The sequence below is a fragment of the Caballeronia sp. GACF4 genome, from assembly GCF_023631025.1.
In the GTDB taxonomy this organism is placed as follows: domain Bacteria; phylum Pseudomonadota; class Gammaproteobacteria; order Burkholderiales; family Burkholderiaceae; genus Caballeronia.
Map to the genome: position 1 here is coordinate 42,240 of NZ_JALQDW010000018.1, position 19,336 is coordinate 61,575.

General features: G+C 61.8%; 17 protein-coding genes and 1 tRNA gene. 11 read left to right on the forward strand and 7 right to left on the reverse strand.

Going from position 1 to position 19,336, the window contains the following annotated elements; translation table 11 throughout:
• Positions 1 to 11 precede the first annotated feature (11 nt).
• The 3 genes from NCR40_RS15290 to NCR40_RS15300 all read left to right on the forward strand — a co-directional run bounded on the left by NCR40_RS15290 (position 12) and on the right by NCR40_RS15300 (position 2,875).
• Positions 12 to 2,015, forward strand: a complete 2,004-nt coding sequence (locus NCR40_RS15290; RefSeq protein ID WP_250466603.1) for a bifunctional DedA family/phosphatase PAP2 family protein — start codon at positions 12 to 14, stop codon at positions 2,013 to 2,015.
• A gap of 48 nt (positions 2,016 to 2,063) precedes the next feature.
• Entirely contained in the window at positions 2,064 to 2,684 is a 621-nt protein-coding gene (locus NCR40_RS15295) for a DedA family protein (protein WP_250466605.1), read from the forward strand.
• A gap of 95 nt (positions 2,685 to 2,779) precedes the next feature.
• Positions 2,780 to 2,875 (forward strand) — tRNA-Sec (locus NCR40_RS15300).
• A 30-nt stretch (positions 2,876 to 2,905) separates the two neighbouring features.
• Here the strand turns inward: NCR40_RS15300 and NCR40_RS15305 are convergent.
• Positions 2,906 to 4,138 carry an NHL repeat-containing protein gene (locus NCR40_RS15305; protein WP_250509870.1) on the reverse strand — a complete coding sequence of 411 codons (1,233 nt, stop codon included), beginning with the start codon at positions 4,136 to 4,138 and terminating at the stop codon, positions 2,906 to 2,908.
• 542 nt (positions 4,139 to 4,680) lie between these two features.
• On the opposite strand from NCR40_RS15305, the gene NCR40_RS15310 reads away from it, so the two are divergent.
• A complete protein-coding gene (locus tag NCR40_RS15310; protein ID WP_250509871.1) occupies positions 4,681 to 5,571 on the forward strand; it encodes an NmrA family NAD(P)-binding protein in 891 nt (296 codons plus the stop codon).
• Between the two features lie 455 nt (positions 5,572 to 6,026).
• A complete protein-coding gene (locus NCR40_RS15315) occupies positions 6,027 to 6,209 on the forward strand; it encodes a hypothetical protein (RefSeq protein WP_250466609.1) in 183 nt (60 codons plus the stop codon).
• A 71-nt stretch (positions 6,210 to 6,280) separates the two neighbouring features.
• Here NCR40_RS15315 and NCR40_RS15320 read toward each other — a convergent pair whose 3' ends face one another.
• Positions 6,281 to 7,192 carry a sterol desaturase family protein gene (locus tag NCR40_RS15320; RefSeq protein ID WP_250509872.1) on the reverse strand — a complete coding sequence of 304 codons (912 nt, stop codon included), beginning with the start codon at positions 7,190 to 7,192 and terminating at the stop codon, positions 6,281 to 6,283.
• Positions 7,193 to 7,535: 343 nt separating this feature from the next.
• Here NCR40_RS15320 and NCR40_RS15325 point away from each other — a divergent pair, with 343 nt between their 5' ends.
• Positions 7,536 to 9,743, forward strand: coding sequence for a TonB-dependent receptor (locus tag NCR40_RS15325; protein WP_250509873.1), 2,208 nt, complete (start codon positions 7,536 to 7,538; stop codon positions 9,741 to 9,743).
• Between the two features lie 81 nt (positions 9,744 to 9,824).
• Here the strand turns inward: NCR40_RS15325 and NCR40_RS15330 are convergent, their stop codons facing one another.
• From NCR40_RS15330 to NCR40_RS15340, 3 genes are all read right to left on the reverse strand, one after another.
• Complete coding sequence (locus NCR40_RS15330; RefSeq protein WP_250509874.1) at positions 9,825 to 11,123, reverse strand: SUMF1/EgtB/PvdO family nonheme iron enzyme; 1,299 nt, start codon at positions 11,121 to 11,123, stop codon at positions 9,825 to 9,827.
• A gap of 137 nt (positions 11,124 to 11,260) precedes the next feature.
• Entirely contained in the window at positions 11,261 to 11,971 is a 711-nt protein-coding gene (locus NCR40_RS15335; protein WP_244828680.1) for a helix-turn-helix domain-containing protein, read from the reverse strand.
• 101 nt (positions 11,972 to 12,072) lie between these two features.
• On the reverse strand, positions 12,073 to 12,543 hold the full coding sequence (locus tag NCR40_RS15340) for a universal stress protein (protein WP_244828679.1): 471 nt from the start codon (positions 12,541 to 12,543) through the stop codon (positions 12,073 to 12,075).
• Between the two features lie 213 nt (positions 12,544 to 12,756).
• On the opposite strand from NCR40_RS15340, the gene NCR40_RS15345 reads away from it, so the two are divergent.
• The 3 genes from NCR40_RS15345 (at position 12,757) to NCR40_RS15355 (ending at position 17,195) form a co-directional block, all read left to right on the forward strand.
• Positions 12,757 to 14,340: an MFS transporter gene (locus NCR40_RS15345; RefSeq protein ID WP_459904271.1), complete on the forward strand. Its 1,584-nt coding sequence runs from the start codon at positions 12,757 to 12,759 to the stop codon at positions 14,338 to 14,340.
• Positions 14,341 to 14,637: 297 nt separating this feature from the next.
• Entirely contained in the window at positions 14,638 to 16,224 is a 1,587-nt protein-coding gene (locus tag NCR40_RS15350; protein WP_250509875.1) for an aldehyde dehydrogenase (NADP(+)), read from the forward strand.
• A 32-nt stretch (positions 16,225 to 16,256) separates the two neighbouring features.
• Positions 16,257 to 17,195, forward strand: a complete 939-nt coding sequence (locus NCR40_RS15355; RefSeq protein ID WP_250509876.1) for an SMP-30/gluconolactonase/LRE family protein — start codon at positions 16,257 to 16,259, stop codon at positions 17,193 to 17,195.
• 98 nt (positions 17,196 to 17,293) lie between these two features.
• On the opposite strand, the gene NCR40_RS15360 is transcribed toward NCR40_RS15355, so the two are convergent.
• Positions 17,294 to 17,752: a hypothetical protein gene (locus tag NCR40_RS15360; protein ID WP_250509877.1), complete on the reverse strand. Its 459-nt coding sequence runs from the start codon at positions 17,750 to 17,752 to the stop codon at positions 17,294 to 17,296.
• 185 nt (positions 17,753 to 17,937) lie between these two features.
• Between NCR40_RS15360 and NCR40_RS15365 the strand changes: the two genes are divergently transcribed.
• A complete protein-coding gene (locus NCR40_RS15365; protein WP_244828674.1) occupies positions 17,938 to 18,090 on the forward strand; it encodes a hypothetical protein in 153 nt (50 codons plus the stop codon).
• 61 nt (positions 18,091 to 18,151) lie between these two features.
• Here NCR40_RS15365 and NCR40_RS15370 read toward each other — a convergent pair whose 3' ends face one another.
• A complete protein-coding gene (locus tag NCR40_RS15370) occupies positions 18,152 to 18,769 on the reverse strand; it encodes a DUF3005 domain-containing protein (RefSeq protein WP_250509878.1) in 618 nt (205 codons plus the stop codon).
• Positions 18,770 to 19,049: 280 nt separating this feature from the next.
• Between NCR40_RS15370 and NCR40_RS15375 the strand changes: the two genes are divergently transcribed.
• A complete protein-coding gene (locus tag NCR40_RS15375; RefSeq protein WP_250509879.1) occupies positions 19,050 to 19,283 on the forward strand; it encodes a DUF6566 family protein in 234 nt (77 codons plus the stop codon).
• Positions 19,284 to 19,336 lie beyond the last annotated feature (53 nt).

The window sequence follows — 19,336 nt, forward strand, 5'->3', positions numbered from 1 at the left end:
CGTGAAATCCGATGGAGCATTCCTACTACAAGCTCTTGCATCTTCTGTCGAGCCATCCCGAATGGACGCTCGTGGTAGTGCTGCTTGCGTCGTTTCTGGAGTCGCTCGCATTCATTGGCACCTTCATTCCGGGCAGCACGGCCATGTTCATCGCGGGCGCGCTCGTCGGAACCGGCGCGCTGAATCTCGGCTGGGTGATGGTCTGCGCGGTCGTTGGCGCCATTGCGGGCGACGCGGTCAGCTTCTGGTTCGGCAAGCGCTATGCAACGAGCATTGCGCAGATGTGGCCGTTTCGGGCGCATCCCGGCGCACTCGTCGCCGGCCGAAGATACTTCGACAAACACGGCGCGAAGAGCGTGGTGCTCGCGCGTTTCGTTGGACCGATGCGCGCGGTGGTGCCGGTCGTCGCTGGCGTCGCGGGCATGACGCCCGCGCGCTTTCTGGCGGTCAACATCATTTCCGCGCTGATCTGGGCGCCGCTGCACATCCTGCCGGGCGTGGTCTTCGGAGCTTCGATCGAACTGGCGGGCGCGGTATCGATCCGGCTCGTGGTGATCCTCGTCATCCTCGCGGCGCTTGCGTGGCTCGTGTTCAATCTCGCGCGCGTGGTGATTTCGCATGCGAAGGAATGGACGTTCGCCTCGCGCGACATGTTGCTTGCGACCTGCCAGCAACGCCGTGGTCTGGCCGCGCGGATGCTCGCACGCGCGCTCGATCCGGGCAATCCTGCGACCGGGCTCATCGTGATGATTTCCGCGCTGCTGCTCGTCTCGGCGGTCGCGTTCTTCTACGTGCTGTCGGGCGTGGCGCGCGGCAGTTCGCTCGTGCAGGTGGACACCTCCATCTTCCGGCTGTTGCAGTCGTTCCGTTCGACCTGGGCCGATTCCATCCTCGATGCCGCCGCCACGCTCGGCAGCACGCCGACGCTCGCCGCGCTCGCCGTGACGGTCGTCGTGTGGATGGTGTTCGAGCGGCGCTGGCGCACGGTCACGTACTGGCTCGTCGCCGTCGTGTTTTCGCAATTGCTGGTGCTCGCGATCCGCTTCACCGCGCGCGATCCGATGCTCGTCACGCTCGCGCCCGCCGACCATTCTTTCCTGAGCAGTCACGTCTCGGCCACGGTCGTGATCTACGGCTTTCTCGCGTTCTTGCTGCTGCGGCGCGTCGGCACCATTTCGGGTGTGTTGATCGCGACAGCGACATCGGCGATCGTCACGGCCGTCGCGCTCGCCGGGTTGTACTTCGGCCGCTTCACCATTTCCGCCGTGCTTGGCAGCGTCGCGCTCGCGGCCATCTGGGTGTTCCTGATCGCGCTCACGGCGGTGTGGCGCAATCCCGGCAAACCGAAGCCGCGTCCGTGGATGCCGTTCGCGGTGCTGGCCGTCATCTGCGCAAGCGTGGCGTTGCAGTTGAGCGATTCATCCGAGGCGCACAGCGCGCCGCCCGTCACGGTCGTCATCACGCCGATTCAATGGACCGATACCTTCTGGCGCACGTTCTCGTGCTACCGGTCGGCCATGGACGGCGACCGTCGCGAGCCGATCACCGTGCAATGGGCGGCCACGCCCGCGCAGATTCGCGCGCAACTGACGAGCCGCGGCTGGACCGAGGTGTCGGGTGTGTCGGTGAAGAGCGTGATGTCGGTGGTGTCGCCCAACGCACCGGCGGTCGCCTTGCCCGCGCTGCCGCGTCTGAACAACGGCGAGCCGTCGAAGCTCGTGTTCACGCGCTCGCATCTCGGCCCGCAGGAGCGCGACGTCCTGCGTTTTTGGCCCACGAACTACGCGCTGGGCATGGGCGCCCGCGCGCGGCCCATGCCGATCTGGCTCGGGTCCGTGGTCCATGAGCGCATCAGGCGACCGACCTGGCCGTTCAACGTGCTGCGCCCGGACTTGCGTGGCGACCCGATGGCGTTCGACCGTGGCGCGAGTTCGCCGTGGGGCGGCATTGAAATTGCGAATAGCGCGGGGTGCGGCGGCATTCCCGTGATGCTCGTCGAATCGCGGGCCGATTGAGCGCGTCCGGCCGCGAGACCATAGACCACAACGAACCGAGGAAGACGCGTGATTCAGATACCGCCATCGGCGATTGCGCAGTGGGGCGGGGCGGCGGTGTTCGCCAATGTGCTGCTGACGCGGCTCGGTGTGCCGCTGCCTTCCGCGCCGTTGCTGCTGTTTGCGGGAACGGCTGTCGCGAACGGGCGGCTCTCGTTCGTCTCCGTGCTGATGGCGGCGGTGGCGGGCGCGCTCATCGGCGACGGTGTGTGGTTTGCGGCGGGACGCATCCACGGGCGCAAGCTCATTGCCGCGCTTTCGCGTCGCTCCTATGCGATCGACAACGGCATGCGTACGACCGGCGCTCTTTTCGAGCGGCATGGCGCGCCTATCGTCGCGGTATCGAAGTTCATACCGGGACTCGGACTCGTCACGCCGCCCTTGATGGGTACGACGCAAATCGCCGTGCCCGCGTTCTTTCTCTGGGATACGGGTGGGATCGTCGCGTGGGCTGCGTTCTGGCTGCTGGGCGGCGCGCTCTTTCAGCGGCAACTGCAATGGACGCTGATGGAGTTGCATCTGCATGGCGCGACGGTGATCGACCTGCTGGTGGTGCTCGCGCTTATCTTCTTCGCGTACCGTCTGTTACGCCGCAAGCCGCCGCATCAGCCTAGCGACAAGAGCGGTTAATGGCCGGTGCGCCGGCACGTATGCGAATTACGCATCACCGCTATAATCGCGGCGCGCCTGGTCGAAGTGTTGTCAGCGTGCTGAGTTTCTCCGCAGGAAGGCATTCGTATCCGGTGGTACGGCCGGGCTTCAAACCCGGTTGGGGATGTCAGACATTCCCAGGTCGGTTCGACTCCGGCTGCCTTCCGCCAATGCCTTTCCTCGCGCCTCTTTGGGTGCCGTTAGCGACGCTCGTACGACAACGTCGCCGGATCGCTGTTTCTGAAAACCGCGAACCACGGATCGACGAGGCCTCCGCCAACCGGAACGACGACGTCGCATTTCTTCGTGCGCGTGTCGCATCGGCGCAATTCGCCTGTCGTCTCCGCTGCGCTCCCAGAGATCGGAATGTACAGCTTTCCTTCGGGACCGAAGATCAGTGCCTGCGCGGATGCTCGCGGTTTATCGAAGTCGGATAGCGGCAAGGAGTCGACGACCTTCCCGCTCCTCACGTCGAACTTCAGAATGCGGTCGACGTTGTTCTTATCCAGCGGATCGGCGCTGCTGGTGGTGTCGCGAAAACTCGTGACCCAAAGGTAGCCCTTGTCGTCGAACACCAAGCCTTCTGGCCGATGGAATCCGAACTTCAAGCCCTGACTTTGCACCGATGCATTGGTCGCAATTACCTTGTCCAGTTTATGGGTGTAGGGATTGAAGCGAAGGATGTACGCGAGCAGCGATAAGGGGTCCGTCGGCGCCACCGCGGGACAGCCGCGCGCCGCGACATACAGCATGCCGTCCGGCCCGAACACGACGCCACGCGGATAGAAACCCGCCGCGAACCCGCCACGGTCCAGCGTGCGAACGAACGCGCCCGATTCGCTGTATTCCCGCACATCGCCTTCGTCCACCTTCGTGCAGGTTTGCCCGCTCTTGATGACGTTCGCGACGTAGTAATGGTCTGGCTGATAACCGTAATGCCAGTCGCGCGTGCCGCCGCCGAAAACGATGCCCTGCGGCGCATAAGGTACGTTTCGCGATTTTGGATTCACGAGGTACTGCTCGAACATGCCCGTGCGCCCATTCAGCTTGATGACGTCGCCACTCGCCGTAGGATCGATGCTGAAGTTTTGAATGCTGGCGATCAAGGAGGCGTCGTTGAAGATGATGCCCATGACGCCGTTCAACTCGCCACCGAAGGTAGAAGATGCGAAAACGCGCACGGCTCCGGTACGGAGGTCGACCTGCTTGATGGTGTCATCGTTCGTGTCATTCGGGTCGCCGATATCGCCGACGAAGATGCTCTCGCTTCTGTTGCCACCTCCTCGCGAGAACGAGTCATCGGCTTGCGCCCAATGCGTCGTGAATATGCCGCCCGCGACGGCCGCACTCAAAAGTAAAGAACGAAGAATCTTCGACGCGAATACCGCTCTTGCGTGCCGTGTCTCACTTGAGACCGGGAAAGCTGGTTTCATTGCCGCCTCCATGGATGAGCTTGATGTGTTCCTCGTATGCGCCACGGTCCGATCGCGCATCTGTGTCGCGACATGTGTGTACGACCGTGGCTTTCATCGGCGTCGCGTGCGGCGTCTGGTCTTGCTGAATTGCGCGGACAAAAGGAGAGGCGTGCTCGTGTCCGTCGAGCAGCATTAATTCGTTTGGAGTCTGAAATATACCGAACGGTCGGATGCGCGCTTGCTTTCTGGCGCGCGCTGGGACGCTGGCGATGACCTGACTTAGCATAGTCGGAACGAAGCGGAATGCAAGGCAATGACAAGACGCTCGTCGGATGCGTCCGGTGGGTTTCGGGCACAGCCAATTCAGCGCGAATCTTCGAGCCATTCGGAATTCACAATTCAGACTTGCTTTGACCTCTATATAGATTTTGGCTAACATCCAATCACTTGGTGTGTTCGTTTCGGGTTTTTGCAGCTCTTGCCCGCGCTTAAAAGTGCATATGCACTTTAGCTGGCCAACCTGGAACGGACGTGCTTAACCACGAAACAGGAGAGGCATCATGGGACAGCAACGAATTTTGGTTACGGCAGCGGCGGGCAAGACGGGCGTGCATACCGTTCAGAACCTCCTCGACAGCGGACATGCAGTCCGCGCGCTCGTGCGAACAGTGGATGCGCGCAGCGAGGCGCTTCGGCAGGCCGGGGCGGAAGTCGTCGTCGGAGACTTGCTCTCGCACGACGACGCCATTCGTGCGACGGATGGCGTCTCTGCCGCGTATCTCTGTTTTCCCGTGCGTCCGGGCTTCATCCAGGCGACCGCGTATTTCGCCGATGCAGCGCGTCGCAACGGACTCGATGTCGTCGTCAACATGTCGCAAATCTCCGCGCGAGAAGATTCGAAGAGCCACGCTGCGCGCGACCACTGGATTGCCGAGAGAGTGCTCGACTGGTCGGGCGTGCCGACGGTGCATATCCGTCCGACGTTTTTCTCCGAGTGGATGGTTTTTCCGTGGGTGCGCGATACGATCGTGCAGGACGGCAAGATTGCGCTGCCATTCGGCAACGGACGTCACGCGCCGATTGCCGCCGAAGATCAGGCGCGCTTCATCGCGACAGTGCTCGCGAACCCCGCAGGCCATATCGGCAAGACGTACGAGCTTTGCGGTCCCATCGAGCTGAGTCAGAAGGAAATTGCCGAGAAGATCGGCGCGGTGCTCGATCGCAAAGTCGTCTACGACCCGATGACGCTCGACGCTTATCGCGAGCATCTGAGCCAATACAAGTTGCCCGAATTCATGATCCAGCATTTCATCGAAGTGGCGGTGGACTATCAGAACGGCGTATTCGAAGGGCGCGACGAGATCATCGGCCGGGTCACCGGGAAGGCGCCGCAGACCGTCGAGGAGTTTGTAGAAGCCAATCGGGCTGCGTTCGAAAAGCGCGGCATTTAAGGCGCGTGCTCTGTAGCGTTGCCGTGGCGCGTTTAGCGTAAGAGCGCGTCATCGGCTCGCTTCAGCATCACGGACGTGTGCCGTTTCCAGATGTTCTCTGCATTAACGCGTCGCATGCGTTCCGACCCGTAGCGGTCTTTGGGTACGCTGGCTTATTCGCTGCAGAGCGCGTACCGCGTCGTCCGCGCCATGTACGGCCGAATAGCTTGAGTTTTGCAACCGGTCTAAATCGTTACCGGCCGACTGGCAGCGCAACGTATATGCGTCTTGCCAAACGACAGACATATTTAGGACGTTTAATAAAGTATCTTTCGTGCAGCTTGGTTACGATTGGGGTTCCGCTTGCTTTCGAACGACCGAGCCTGGTGGCTCCGGTTGTCGACAGCTTAAGTATCTGGCGACAGCATGTTTGCTGAAAGCGGACTGTCGCCCCACATAACCAGAAAAGGTTTGAAATGATCAAGATCGATCGCATTGCACTGGCACAATCGAATATCGCTGGCGGCGCTGTGAAGCAGGGCACGGGCACCGGCCCGTACTCGCCGAGCACGCCTGCCGCACCGACGCAAACGGGCACTGCCAGTTCCGTCATCATCGTCAACGGTCAGACGGTCATCAGTCAAAGCGTCACGTTCTAACGAACGCTGCGGCTGACAGTCGACAAAGGCGGATCGCACGATCCGCCTTCCTTCGAGTGTGTAACTGCCGTTCAACCTGCCTGCGCGGGTTGCACGCTGTCTTTCTGCCTGCGCTGCAGTTCCTGCGTCGTCTCGCCTTGACCGTTCGGCAACCAACCCGGCGGGCGAAGCACGAAGGAGACAGCATCCGAAACGCGCTTTGCACCGGCCATGTCTTTTCCAAGGCTCACCCAGTGCTCCGTCTCCACGACAATCGGGTTATGCGAAGTGGTCGGCGTTGTCAGGCCGTAGCGGCAGGGTTCATCGGCGCGTTCCTCCACGTAAGTGCCGAACAGCCGGTCGAAGATAATCAGCACACCGCCGAAGTTGGCATCGAGGTAAGTGGCATTCGAAGCATGATGAACTCGGTGTGAAGAAGGCGTGTTGAACACGTATTCGAGCCAGCCGAGCTTGGGTATCCACGTAGCGTGCAACCAGAACTGATAGAGCAGATTGATGGACACGACGGCTATCACCACTTCCGGTTTGACGCCGAGCCACGAGAGCGGCGTGAAGAAGATGGCCGAACCCGTGAGCTTGGTGGTCCAGCCGAGCCGATAAGCGGATGACAACGTCAACTGGTTCGGCGAGTGATGAACCGCGTGGCTCGCCCAGAAGAAGCGCACCGTATGCGCTATGCGGTGATACCAGTAGTAGCAGAACTCCTGGCCAATGAAGAGCAGGAAGATCGTCAGCATGTCGTTGGTCGCGACGGTATGGATACGGTGTTCCCACGCGAAATGAAACACAGGCGTTGCTAGCGAAAGCGGCAAGAACGCGAGCAGCTTTCGGCCGATCAGATCGGCGAGCGAAATCCAGAACTCGTGCCAGTCAAACGCGCGGTCGGTGCCTTTGTACTTGCCATGCAGCACGAACGCTTCGGTCATCGATGCAACAAGCACGATGGCCATCATGTACGTCGTGATTTTGCCGATCAATTCCATGATTTCACTCGGTTCCAGTGGGTTGCGAATGAAGTCACTTTAGCGATCGACTTCGTTGAAAACCATGCAGAAGTTATTTCGCGGGATGTCACGTCAACGACCTGCACCGGGCCTGCCGAAAAATCGAATTTAGATGCGCTTGCCTTTGGAGAGCCGTCTGAATGTTGCGTCGCTACAAATTTTCCATGCGGTTAATGATAACGAATCGCATTTACCCTATAATGCCGGCGACAATAGAACAGACCGAACGTGCGTGAGCCTTTCGGCGTTCGCCAAAATAATCCCGCCCGGATTCCCCTTGCCCTGGGACGGTAATCGACCATCACCGACGTTCTTCCGATTCATGCCCGTGTTCCGTTCGAATTCCGCGCAGGCCTTGCCTGCCAAGGCGCTTGTTCATCGCGCCGCTATCGTTGCCGCTATTGCCGTCGTGTTTTCCGTGTCGGCCCAAGCGCAAACTGCCGACGCTCCATCCAGCACCGATAACAGTGCTTCTACCGCCAATACTTTGCCTGCGGTCAAGGTTCAGGCATCGAAAGAAGCGTTGCCCGGTTCGCTCGAACCGACTTATGCAGGCGGCCAAGTCGCGCGCGGCGCAAGTTTTGGCGTGCTCGGCCAGCAGAAGATGCTCGACGTGCCGTTCAGCATGACGACTTACACGTCCAAGCTGATCGAAGATCAACAAGCGCGCACTATCGGCGACGTGCTGATGAACGACCCGTCCGTGCGCACGTCTTACGGCTTCGGCAACTTCGCCGAGACCTACGTCATTCGCGGCTTCCAGTTGCAGGGCGACGATGTGTCGCTCAACGGTCTCTATGGCATCACGCCGCGCCAGCTCGTCGCGACCGACGCGCTCGAACGCGTCGATGTCTTCAAGGGCGCAAATGCGTTTCTGAATGGCGCATCGCCGGGCGGTTCGGCGGTGGGCGGTGGTTTGAATCTGCAGTTGAAGCGCGCGGACGATAAGCCGCTTACGCGCGTGACGGTGGAGGAAACCGCTTCGGGCGATTTCGGCGCGCATGTCGACGTGGGTCGCCGTTTCGGCAGCGAAGGGCAGTTCGGTATTCGCGTGAACCAGGCGAATCACGACGGCGAGACGAGTATCGACGGCGAACATCGGCGCGACAATACGACGGCCGTGTCGCTCGACTGGCGCGGCGAAAAGCTGCGTCTCTACGGCGATTTTCTGTATCAGCGCCAGCGCGTGAACGGCGGCCGGCCGACGGTCAACGACTCGGCGAACTACATCCCCGAGCCGCCCTCGGCCACGTATAACTATGCGCAGACGTGGAGCTATTCATCGCTCGAAGATACCGTCGGCATCCTGCGCGCGGAATACGATTTTCTGCCTGGCTGGACGGCTTACGTGACGGGCGGCACGCGTCACACCAACGAGCACGGGGAGTATTCGTCGCCCACGGTGAGCGCGACTGGCGTGACGGCCACGCGTCTCGGCGTGCCGCACCAGGAGGACAACACGTCGGCGGAAGCGGGTGTGCACGGTCATTTCAACACGGGACCGGTGTCGCATTTCGTGGCGGCGGGCGCGTCGATCGTACGGACGGATTCGCAGTCGGCCTACACGCTTTCCGGTTCGTTCCCGACGAGTCTGTATGACACGCCGCAAGTCGGCTATCCGGCTAACGCGTTCACGGGCGGCAATCTGCAAGATCCGCAGACCACCGCGCTGAATCTGCTGCGCAGCATTTCCGTGTCGGATACGCTCGGCTTCCTGAACGATCGCGTGCTCTTCACCATCGGCGCGCGGCATCAGGAATTGCTGTCGAATTCTTACTCGTACACCGGAGCGCAGACGGCGAATTATAACCAGTCGATCACGACGCCGGTCTTCGGCCTGGTCGTGAAGCCGTGGGAAAACGTGGCGCTGTTCGCGAATCGCAGCGAAGCGCTGACCATCGGCGACACGGCGCCCAACACCGCGCTCAACTTCGGGCAGCAACTCGCGCCCGAGAAGTCGAAGCAATACGAAGTCGGCGCGAAGTACGACAACGGCAAGTACGGCGCGTCGCTCGCGCTATTCCAGATCGAAAAGCCGATGACCTACACCAACACCGCGGGCTTCTTCGTCGCGGACGGTGACGAGCGCCATCGCGGCGTGGAGGCATCGGTGTACGGCGAGCCGGTAAAGGGCGTGCGCCTGATCGCGGGCGCGACTTACATCAACGCGACGCAGCAGGACACGGGCACGGCCGTGACCAACGGCAACAAGCCGATCGGCGTGCCGACCATGATGTTCAACCTGAACGCGGAATACGATGTGCCGATGCTGAACGGCCTCACGCTAACGGCGCGCTGGATCCACACGGGTTCGCAGTATCTGAACGTGAACAACACGTTGTCGATCCCGGCGTGGGATACCTTCGACCTCGGCGCGCGCTACTCGACGGCGGTTTTCGGCCGTCCGACGACCTTCCGCGCAAGCGTGCTCAACGTGGCGAACAAGTCTTATTGGTCGTCGACGAGCGGCGGGTATTTGCTGCAAGGCGCGCCGCGCACGGTGCTGTTGTCGGTAACGACGGATTTCTGATGCTCACATAAAAACGCCGCTGGTTCGCAATGGAACCGGCGGCGTTTTCGTTTGCGCGATACACGTCAGGCAATCAGGCGTTCAGGCACTTATGCAGCGAAACCCGGCGTAGACGTACTGGTAATGCCCTTGAAACCAGTTGCGAAAACTCGGTCTCAACATGCATGCCGCGGTACGCGGTGAGCCGCCCTTCATGATGAAGTGCTTGCCGTCGAAGAAATTGGCCGAATAGCCGAGATAGAACGGGAAGGGCTCGAAGCCTTCGAGCGGCCCGAAGACCGTCGAGGTCCATTCCCAGCCATTGCCAAACTGGCCTTCGACGCCAAAGCCGCTGCGATTCTCCGGATAGGCCTGCACGGGTGAGGGATCCCAGCGCCGGAAGTCGAAGTTGCCTTCTACTTCATGCGGCGCGCCTTCCGCCGCGCGCTGCCATTGCGCCTCGCTCGGCAGCGCCTTGCCGGCCCAGCGCGCATAGGCGTTCGCCTCGGCATAACTCACGTACACCGGCCAGTCGAGCGGCAACTCGATTTCCTCGAACATCGTGCGCAGTCGCCAGCCATCGGAGCTGTCGCTTTCGGCGGGAATCCAGAAGGCCGGATGCGCCACGCGTTGCTCCTCCTTCCACGCCCAGTCGGCATCGGTCCAATAGGCACGATTCCAGTAGCCGCCGGCATCGATGAAGCGCAAATAGTCGCCGTTCGTCACCATGTGGCGGTCGATCTCGAACGCAGGCACGTCCACGCGAACCTGGCCGAACTCGTTGTCCCAACCGAACATGCCGCCTTCGCGCGTCAGCCCGAGTGTCGCCGTTCCGGCCGGCACGCTCACCGTCTCGTGGAAAAGTTCACGTTCGGAGTTTCGCTGCGAAATCGCATTCGCCGGCGCGATTTTTCTATCGACTGGCAATTGATGCAGCATGTAGGCAAGCGTTTCGGCGTGCATCAGCCGATGTTCGATTGCGACTTCCAGCAACTGCGCGGGCGATTCGTCGGCGGAAAGCGGCCGTGCGGCGATGGTCACCGGATCGAATTGCGCGTCGATATCCGCGCGCACGCGGTCGCGATACGCCCGCACTTCGGCGAGCGTGGGCCAGTCGGCGGGCTGATCGGTCGGCAAGCCGCCATCGACCGGATCGATGCCGAAAGCAAACAGTTGGTCGTAGGCAGGATTGAAGTCCGGCAGGTCAAAGAGCCGTTTGTCGAGCAGATTACGGTCGAAGGCTTCGAGATGCCCGATGTAGAAAACGATGCGATGCCGTTCGGCAATCGGCCGGTCGTAAAGATGCTCCGGCTTGACGATATCGAACAATTCGTCGGTCACGCGACGCGCCTCGGCGAGCCGGTCGAGCAACGGGTGACGCAGGGAAGGTTCGCGATTCATGTCGCCCAATCTCCGTGGCTTGGCCAATCAGAAAGATTAAAGCGTAGCGAACCGCGTGCCAACTGAAAAATCCACGCGGTTTATGCGCGTTTTGTCTAACAATCGCGGCGCAAGCCGCGCCGCGCAAGGCTTTGGCGTCAGATGCTGCGCAGGCGTTCGAAATCGTTGATGCGAATGGACTTGCCCTTCGCTTCGATGAGGCCGAGCTTGTCGAAACGCGAGAGCGTGCGGCTCACGGTTTCAAGCGTCATGCCGAGATAGCTACCGATATCGTCCCGCGTCATGCGCAACGTGAACTCCGCCGTGGCATACCCCCGCTTGGCGAGCCGCATGGATAGATCGAGCAGCAAGCGTGCAACGCGCTCTTCGGCGCGCAGCAGGCCGAGTTGCAGGACATGATCCGCCTCGCGATTGATAGCCTGTCCGAGCATGCGAAGCATCCGCTTTTGCAGGGTGTCGGTTTCGCGGCACATGCGCTCGAAAAGCGCATACGGAATGACACACACGGAACTGTCTTCGAGCGCGATCGCGTCGCAGGCATGCTCGCCCTCGCCGATACCGTCGAGCCCGAGCGCGTCGCCCGCCAGCAAGAGGCCCGTGACCTGTTCGCGTCCGCCTTCGCGGATGACCACGGTCTTGATCGACCCCGAGCGCAACGCGAACAGCGAATCGAACGGAGTGCCCGCCCGGTAGAGCGCTTCGCCACGCCGCACCGAACGCGTAACCGAGATCACATGTTCGAGCTTGGCGATGTCACGAGCGTTCAGGCCTTCGGGCATGCAGAGATGGCGCATGGCGCAGGTCGAGCACTGAGCCAGATTGCGCCGTGAGGGAAAAATGTCGGACATGGCGGCCGCTTTTGTTGATGGATGACAAAAACCATTGTCCCATCGCGGGATTGTTAACCCTGGCGACAAAATGCCGCGCATCCGTTTGCGCTAGTCCGTGGTCAGGCGCTTTCGTCGCCTTCCGCGCTGGCTGCCGAGGGAATTAGCAAAACGGGCAGCGTGGCTTGCCGCAGGCATCGCTCCGCAACGCTGCCAAGAAGCAGGCGCTGAAAGCCTTTGCGTCCGTGCGTGCCCATGATCAGCACATCGGCGTTGAAGTCGACGGCGGCCTTGGTGATGAGCATCGCAATGTCGTCGCTCGCGGTGGCCTCGACGGTCACGACCTGCCCTTCGATGCCGCGTTGCCTGAGCGCGTCCGCCGCCTGTCGAGCAAGGTCGGAGCCTTCCTCCGCCAGCGTTTTCTGCAACTGGCTCGGATCGTAGCCGGGCACGTCGAAATACACGGCCCCGCTCTCGACGACGTAATACGGCTGCACGACGGCCTGATGCGTGACAGCGAGATCGAGCGCGATTTCGAAGGCGCGCTGTGAAGTCCGGCTTCCGTCGATGGCGACGACAATGCGTTTGAACATGACGTTTTCCTCTTTCCCGGTCGATGTTTCACCGTGGATTGCACGGCGAGAAGGCGCTTCCAGCATAGCGCGCGAGTAGTCCGAAGACGTGCGGTTAATTTTGCGCTGGGTCGATCTGCCGCAAGCTAACCCGTACAATTCGTCTTTCTGACATCAGCGCCCGCTTAAAAATTCCACGGGCGTTCCTCCGACTCGTTTTCCCCAGCCCGCCGCATGACCGAAACCCAGCCGCCAGCACTCGCCTTCAGAACCGCGCTTTACGCGATGCTCGGCATCGGACTCGTCAACATGCTCGTGGCGCTCGATCAGACCGTGGTGAGCACCGCGCTGCCGTCTATCGTCGCGGAACTGCACGGCTTCGAGTATTACGCGTGGATCGCGAGCGCGTATCTGCTGGCGTCGGTGGTGACGGTGCCCGTGTTCGGACGTCTCGGCGATTACTTCGGCCGCAAGCGTTTCGTGATCGCCGCGGTGATCACGTTCACCGTGGCGTCGGTGCTGTGCGGACTCGCGCCGGACATGCTGTTTCTCGCGCTTGCGCGCGGCTTGCAGGGCGTGGGCGGCGGCATGATGGTCGGCACCGCGTTCGCCGCGATCCCCGATCTCTTCCCCGATCCGCGTGCCCGCGTGCGCTGGCAGGTGGTGCTGGCGGCGGCATACGGCATAGGCACGGCGGCGGGGCCGTCGCTCGGCGGCTGGATGAGTCAGCACTGGGGCTGGCGCTCGACCTTTCTCGTGAACTTGCCGGTCGGCGCGCTGGCGCTGTACTTCATCTGGGCGCATTTGCCGAATCTGCATCGGCCGCGTGAAGGTGGCGTGAAGATCGACTGGCCCGGCGCCGTGCTCGTCGCGCTCGTGCTCGGCGGTTTCCAGGCGTTGATCGAGGCACTGCCGAAGGGCGGACTGTCGGCTGGCAATCTCGCGCTCGGCGGCGCGGTGATCGTGGGCGCGGCGGCGCTTCTGATTTGCGAGCGGCGCGCGACGCATCCGATCATCCCGCTCGATATTTTTCGTGAGCCACAACTCGTCACGTTGTTCACGCTGTCGTTCCTCGCCGGCTTCGTCATGTTCTCGCTGATCTTCTTCGCGCCGCTTCTGCTGCAGGGCGGCTTCGGCCTTTCGCCGCAGGAGGCGGGGTTGCTCGCCACGCCGATTGCCGCGTGCATTGCGCTTGGCAGCTTCATCAACACGCGTATCGTCATTCATTTGAGCAAGCCGACGATGATCCTCACCATCGGCTTCACGCTGCTGATGCTGGCGTCGGTGGCGCTTGCCTTCGCGCAGGAAACGACGCCCTATTTGTATATCGAGCTGCCGATGGGCGCGGTCGGCATTGGTTTGGGCTTCGTGCTCAACAACATGAACATCTTCGGGCAGGAGATCGCGGGGCGCGAGCGTTTCGGCATCACAACGGCGCTCTTGCAGTCCACACGCATGGTCGGCGGCATGCTCGGAACGAGTATCGTCGGGACGATCGTCGCGCATCATTACGCGAGCGTGGTTTCACGCACGATCAGCGTTCTGGGTACGAGCGCGGCGTCGCAGTGGCGGCCGCGTTTTATCGACCCGCGCATTCTCGTCGATGAAGCGTTGCGCGACACATTGCTGTCCGAACTGCGCACGGCCGGGCTCGATGCTCCCGCGCTCTTCGATGCCGCCCGCGACGCGCTCGTGCAGTCCATTCACATCGGCGTGATGTTGACCGCAGTGGCCGCGCTGGTGGCGGCGTTGCTCGTGCGGCGGATTTCGCATATCACTTTTCGGCGGGCTGGGGCTTCGGCGAAAGACGCGGCGTAAGGCGCGGCGGTCAGGCTGAACGGCTGCCGCGCTTTAGTACGATCGGCTGCGCCTTCCACGGTTTGGTACCTTTCTGGCGCCAGTGTGCTAGCTTTTCGACGCGATCACCGCAGCTACGACACGCGTCGCTCATGCATTCGCGGAACGCTTCCCTCGCGTCGCCGGTCACTTAAATCAAGACGCGCAGCGCCGCACGCGGCACGCTTACTGCGCCCGTTCGTCGACACGTTCATTGCCGCGCGCCCTCGGATTTAATGAAAGAAGGCGCATCCGGCCTCATCGATACAAGGAGCTGACATGAAGATCACCGGCGAAATGCTGATCGGCGCATCGGCGGTAAGAGGCACCGACGCCACGCTGCGCGCCTTCGATCCCGCACGCGACATCGAACTCGAACCCGTCTTCGGCGGTGGCGGCGACGCCGAAGTCGCGCGTGCCTGCGAACTCGCGGATGCCGCATTCGACGCGTATCGTCTCGCGCCGCTGGAAACCCGCGCGCAGTTTCTCGAAGCGATCGCGGACAACATCATCGCGCTCGGCGATACGCTGATCGACCGTGCGCACGCGGAATCCGCGTTGCCGAAGGCGCGAATCGAAGGCGAACGCGCGCGCACGGTCGGACAACTGCGGCTCTTCGCGTCGCTCGTGCGTGAAGGCCGATGGCTTGCCGCGACGCTCGATTCCGCCCAACCCGACAGAAAGCCGTTGCCGCGCTCCGATCTGCGTTTGCAAAAGATCCCGGTCGGTCCGGTGGCCGTGTTCGGCGCTAGCAATTTTCCGCTGGCGTTCTCGGTCGCGGGCGGCGACACGGCGTCGGCGCTCGCGGCGGGCTGTCCTGTCGTCGTCAAGTCGCATCCGGCTCATCTCGGCACGTCGGAACTCGTGGGACGCGCGATCCAGAAAGCCGTTGCCGACAGTGGCCTGCCCGAAGGCGTGTTCTCGCTGGTGGTCGGCGCGGGCAATGCCATCGGCGAGGCGCTGGTGGCGCATCCCGCGATCAAATCGGTTGGTTTCACGGGCTCGCGCCGCGGCGGCCTCGCGCTCGTGAACATCGCGGCGAAGCGCCCCGAGCCGATTCCCGTTTTCGCCGAAATGAGCAGCGTGAATCCGGTCTTCGCTTTGCCGGGCGCGCTCGCCAAGCGCGGCGATACGCTCGCTTCGGGCTATATCGATTCGGTGACATTGGGCGTCGGCCAGTTTTGTACGAATCCCGGCCTCGTGATCGCGCTGGCGGATTCCGATCTCGACGATTTCATCGATCACGCGGCGGCCGCGCTCGAAAAGAAGGGCACGCAGACAATGCTGACCGCGGGTATCGCCGACGCCTACGCGAACGGCGTGAAGGAACGCGACGCGACGGGAGCGGAACGCATTGCAACGGGCAAGCAGGAAGGTGGCGCAGCTGGCAAGGGCGGCGCGTTGCCGGCGCTGTATCGCGTGACGGCGGAGCAGTTCTTGACCGTGCCGCAGCTCGCCGACGAAATTTTCGGGCCCACGTCGATCATTGTCGTGTGTCAGGGCGAGGACGAGATGATCGACGTCGCGCGTCGTCTGGAAGGCCAGTTGACCGCGACCTTGCTGATGGACAACGACGACATCGATCTCGCGCGCCGGCTCATGCCCGTGCTCGAACGCAAAGTGGGCCGCATTTTGGCGAACGGCTTTCCGACCGGCGTCGAGGTGTCGTATGCGATGGTGCACGGCGGCCCGTACCCGGCGACTTCCGACAGCCGTGCGACTTCGGTCGGCGCGATGGCAATCGAACGATTCCTGCGGCCGGTCTGCTATCAGGACTTGCCGGCAGCGCTCTTGCCCGAATCGCTTGCCGATGACAACCCGCTCAATCTCTGGCGCCTGCGCGATGGCGAGCTGGGACCGAATTGATCCACTTGAGCCAAACCGAGGAGACCCCAAGCATGACAAGCAACGAGCGCCGCTATCCCGACCCTGCCGTCCGTGTGCTGGACCCGCGCTTCAATGCGTTGAGGCTGGCATCGGCGTCGGTGGAATGTCTGTATCAGGGCGCGCGATGGTCGGAAGGCCCGGTCTGGTTCGGCGATGGCCGCTATCTGCTGTGGAGCGACATTCCGAACAACCGCATCCTGCGCTGGGACGAAGAAAGCGGGCAGGTCGGCGAATTCCGCAAGCCGTCGAATAATGCCAACGGCAACACGCGCGATCGCGAAGGGCGGCTCGTCACGTGCGAGCATCTCACCCGGCGCGTGACGCGCACCGAGTACGACGGTTCGATCACCGTGCTCGCGGATCAATACCAGGGCAAGCCGCTCAATTCGCCGAACGATGTGGTCGTGAAGTCGGACGGCTCGATCTGGTTCAGCGATCCGCCTTTCGGCATCGACGGCTATTACGAAGGCGAAAAGCAGACGGCGCAATTGAAGCCCGCGGTGTATCGCGTCGACGGCCAAAGCGGCGAGATCACGCTTGTGTTCGATGGCTTCATCGGGCCGAACGGGCTGGCTTTTTCGCCCGATGAGTCGGTGCTGTATGTCGTCGAATCGCGTTCGTCGCCACGCACGATTCACGCGTTCGATGTGCTCGACGACGGCCGGAAGTTAGGCGAACCGCGCCTCGTCATCGACGCCGCACGCGGTACGCCGGATGGCTTTCGCGTGGATATCCACGGCAATCTTTGGTGTGGCTGGGGTATGGGCGACGCGGAACTCGACGGCGTGCGCGTCTTCACGCCGCAAGGCGAGGCGATCGGACATATCGATTTGCCGGAGCGTTGCGCGAACGTGTGTTTTGGGGGAAGGCATCGCAACCGGCTGTTCATGGCGGCAAGTCACGGCCTGTACGCGCTTTATGTGAATACGCAGGGCGCAAAAGGCGGTTAAGCCATTCAGAATGCGCCGTGTGTGAGCGCGGCGCGTTCAAACCGATGCTTACTTGAAACCTGAACGGGTTCCGGCATCGAGCGCAGGGCCTACGCAATTCAGGCTGTAGCGCGCAGCGGCATCCGCGAGGCGAGATAGAGCGATGCCGCGAGCTTGCACACCAGTGCCGCACCGCAAATGATTGCGCCGGTCGGCAACGCATGCCATTGCAGGGCGATGGTCGGCGCCACGAACATGACGGACACGAAGCCGAGCGCGACAGTCATCCAGCGCGCCCACTGCAGTCGCGCGGCGACGCACAGATAAAGCAAGCCGACAAGCAAGCGCGAGACAATCGATGCAGCGAGCGGATGACTCGCCGCATCACCGGGAAATCCAATCGCGATAGCTAGCGCGAGTTCGGCCCATGACAGCGCGTACGCCGCGCCAAGGCACACGAGCGCGGATCTGAAGCGCTGTTCGGCCGCCGTGCGCGGCTCAGGAGGACGCGTGTGGTCAGTTGGGACGGATGCGGCGGTGTCGCTCGCGTAGCTTTCGTAGGCTTCGATCGTGGCCATTTGTTCTTCCCCTTGGTCGCGCTTCAGTCGATTAACGCGTTATCCGCGCTGTCGTTCTCATGCCTGTTCTCAGGCGTTTTTTCGTTGCATGACATCAGCATACGGCGTGCCTGAGCGATTGACGTTCGTCGGAGGAACACGCGTTGCTCGCTGAACATCAGCTTTCACCACGACAGGAGCCGAACATGAGCAACCAGAAAGAGCAAAATCCTCACTCCGAGCGCGACGAGGAAGACGTCGACAAAGCCGTGGAAGATACTTTCCCGGCAAGCGACCCGCCAGCAACCGGCGGCGTCACGCGTATCGAGCCGGATGAAGAGAAAGATCAGAAGAAATGAAAAAAGCCACGCTTCGCGCGTGGCTTTTAGTGGCGTCACGCCAGCGTGGCGTCGCGCTACGCTACGACTTGTCGATTTCGAAAAGCCGCGAAGGCCGCATGTGATTCAGGGCGTAATGCTTACGGCCACGCAAGGTGTTGCCATGCGCGTCGCGGCTTACATAAACCTGATTTTCCTCGACGGCGCGAATGCTTGGCGGCACCATCCCGCGGTCGATCACGCGATAACCGTGATCTAGCGCCAGCAATATTCCGTTGCGACCTGGCCGGCTGTCGAACCCGCCAAAGCCGTCGCCTTGCTCGGCGACATGGTTAGCATGCGTCGCGTTCGAATTGATGACGGCATCCGGATCGGTGGCCTGCATCTGCTCAAAGCGCTTCGCCTGGATGTTCTTGCCATCGGCATCGACGGTGTCGTCGAGGGTCTCGTCGTTGGCGACGTCGATGCCGCGCGGCCGCGACTCCGGCGTGCCGAGCGGTCCGATATTGCGGTCGGCCTGGCCCGCGCTTTCCTGCTTCGCGCCCGCGCCCGCGCCTGCATGCGCCTCGCGGCCGGACTCGGCCTTCTTCGCATCGCTCATGTTCACGCGCGCAGTCTCTGTGCTCGGCGTCTTGATCGGGCTGTCGGCGGCGCGATCCGCTTGCTTGTCTTGCGACTCGTTGGATTCGGCGTTATTCATTTCCTGCTCCTTGGGAACTGGCTAAACCGTTTTTCCTCACGCAAGACTCGTTCCGGAAATTTGGCGACGGAACTCCAGCCCTTGCAGGCGGGACACTCAATCGTCATCGGATTTTTAAGGCTTTTTTTTCAATGCCAAGCGGATTTCCTGCAAGTATTATTTGGAACCTGCTGGCAGCAAAGCGCGAATGCGGGACGCGAGCAACAAGGAGGGCGTGTCCAGTACGGCTGCTGGTTGAGCAAGTCATACGAACGAGCAGGGCACTTCACACAGGTGACTCATGCAACAAGATGCAGCCTTTTCACATCGAGGCTATCTACTCAACTGTGCGCCAGCCAGGACGGGGGATGGCGATTATCAGCCGTACGTCGTGATCTCGCGATCCAGCGACGGCGAGCTCGTTGCGAACCGATTCTTCCCTGCGGACTTGCGATTTCGCAACGAGGGAGAAGCCATCGCGCACGGCCGCGATTGGGCCGTCCGATGGATTGACGCAAGTCACGTTACAGTCTAATCCGCGGGCCGGACACGCAGCACGCTTGCGCAAAACCGTTTACGCTTAGTGTT

What these genes read in the sequence shown, in the direction of transcription:
- NCR40_RS15330 (WP_250509874.1), bottom strand. Translation starts at nt 11,123, where the DNA reads ATGAATCGCGAACCTTCCCTGCGTCACCCGTTGCTCGACCGGCTCGCC.
- NCR40_RS15345 (WP_459904271.1), top strand. Translation starts at nt 12,757, where the DNA reads ATGACCGAAACCCAGCCGCCAGCACTCGCCTTCAGAACCGCGCTTTAC.
- NCR40_RS15325 (WP_250509873.1), top strand. Translation starts at nt 7,536, where the DNA reads ATGCCCGTGTTCCGTTCGAATTCCGCGCAGGCCTTGCCTGCCAAGGCG.
- NCR40_RS15365 (WP_244828674.1), top strand. Translation starts at nt 17,938, where the DNA reads ATGAGCAACCAGAAAGAGCAAAATCCTCACTCCGAGCGCGACGAGGAA.
- NCR40_RS15355 (WP_250509876.1), top strand. Translation starts at nt 16,257, where the DNA reads ATGACAAGCAACGAGCGCCGCTATCCCGACCCTGCCGTCCGTGTGCTG.
- NCR40_RS15320 (WP_250509872.1), bottom strand. Translation starts at nt 7,192, where the DNA reads ATGGAATTGATCGGCAAAATCACGACGTACATGATGGCCATCGTGCTT.
- NCR40_RS15305 (WP_250509870.1), bottom strand. Translation starts at nt 4,138, where the DNA reads ATGAAACCAGCTTTCCCGGTCTCAAGTGAGACACGGCACGCAAGAGCG.
- NCR40_RS15310 (WP_250509871.1), top strand. Translation starts at nt 4,681, where the DNA reads ATGGGACAGCAACGAATTTTGGTTACGGCAGCGGCGGGCAAGACGGGC.
- NCR40_RS15335 (WP_244828680.1), bottom strand. Translation starts at nt 11,971, where the DNA reads ATGTCCGACATTTTTCCCTCACGGCGCAATCTGGCTCAGTGCTCGACC.
- NCR40_RS15350 (WP_250509875.1), top strand. Translation starts at nt 14,638, where the DNA reads ATGAAGATCACCGGCGAAATGCTGATCGGCGCATCGGCGGTAAGAGGC.
- NCR40_RS15315 (WP_250466609.1), top strand. Translation starts at nt 6,027, where the DNA reads ATGATCAAGATCGATCGCATTGCACTGGCACAATCGAATATCGCTGGC.
- NCR40_RS15375 (WP_250509879.1), top strand. Translation starts at nt 19,050, where the DNA reads ATGCAACAAGATGCAGCCTTTTCACATCGAGGCTATCTACTCAACTGT.
- NCR40_RS15340 (WP_244828679.1), bottom strand. Translation starts at nt 12,543, where the DNA reads ATGTTCAAACGCATTGTCGTCGCCATCGACGGAAGCCGGACTTCACAG.
- NCR40_RS15290 (WP_250466603.1), top strand. Translation starts at nt 12, where the DNA reads ATGGAGCATTCCTACTACAAGCTCTTGCATCTTCTGTCGAGCCATCCC.
- NCR40_RS15370 (WP_250509878.1), bottom strand. Translation starts at nt 18,769, where the DNA reads ATGAATAACGCCGAATCCAACGAGTCGCAAGACAAGCAAGCGGATCGC.
- NCR40_RS15360 (WP_250509877.1), bottom strand. Translation starts at nt 17,752, where the DNA reads ATGGCCACGATCGAAGCCTACGAAAGCTACGCGAGCGACACCGCCGCA.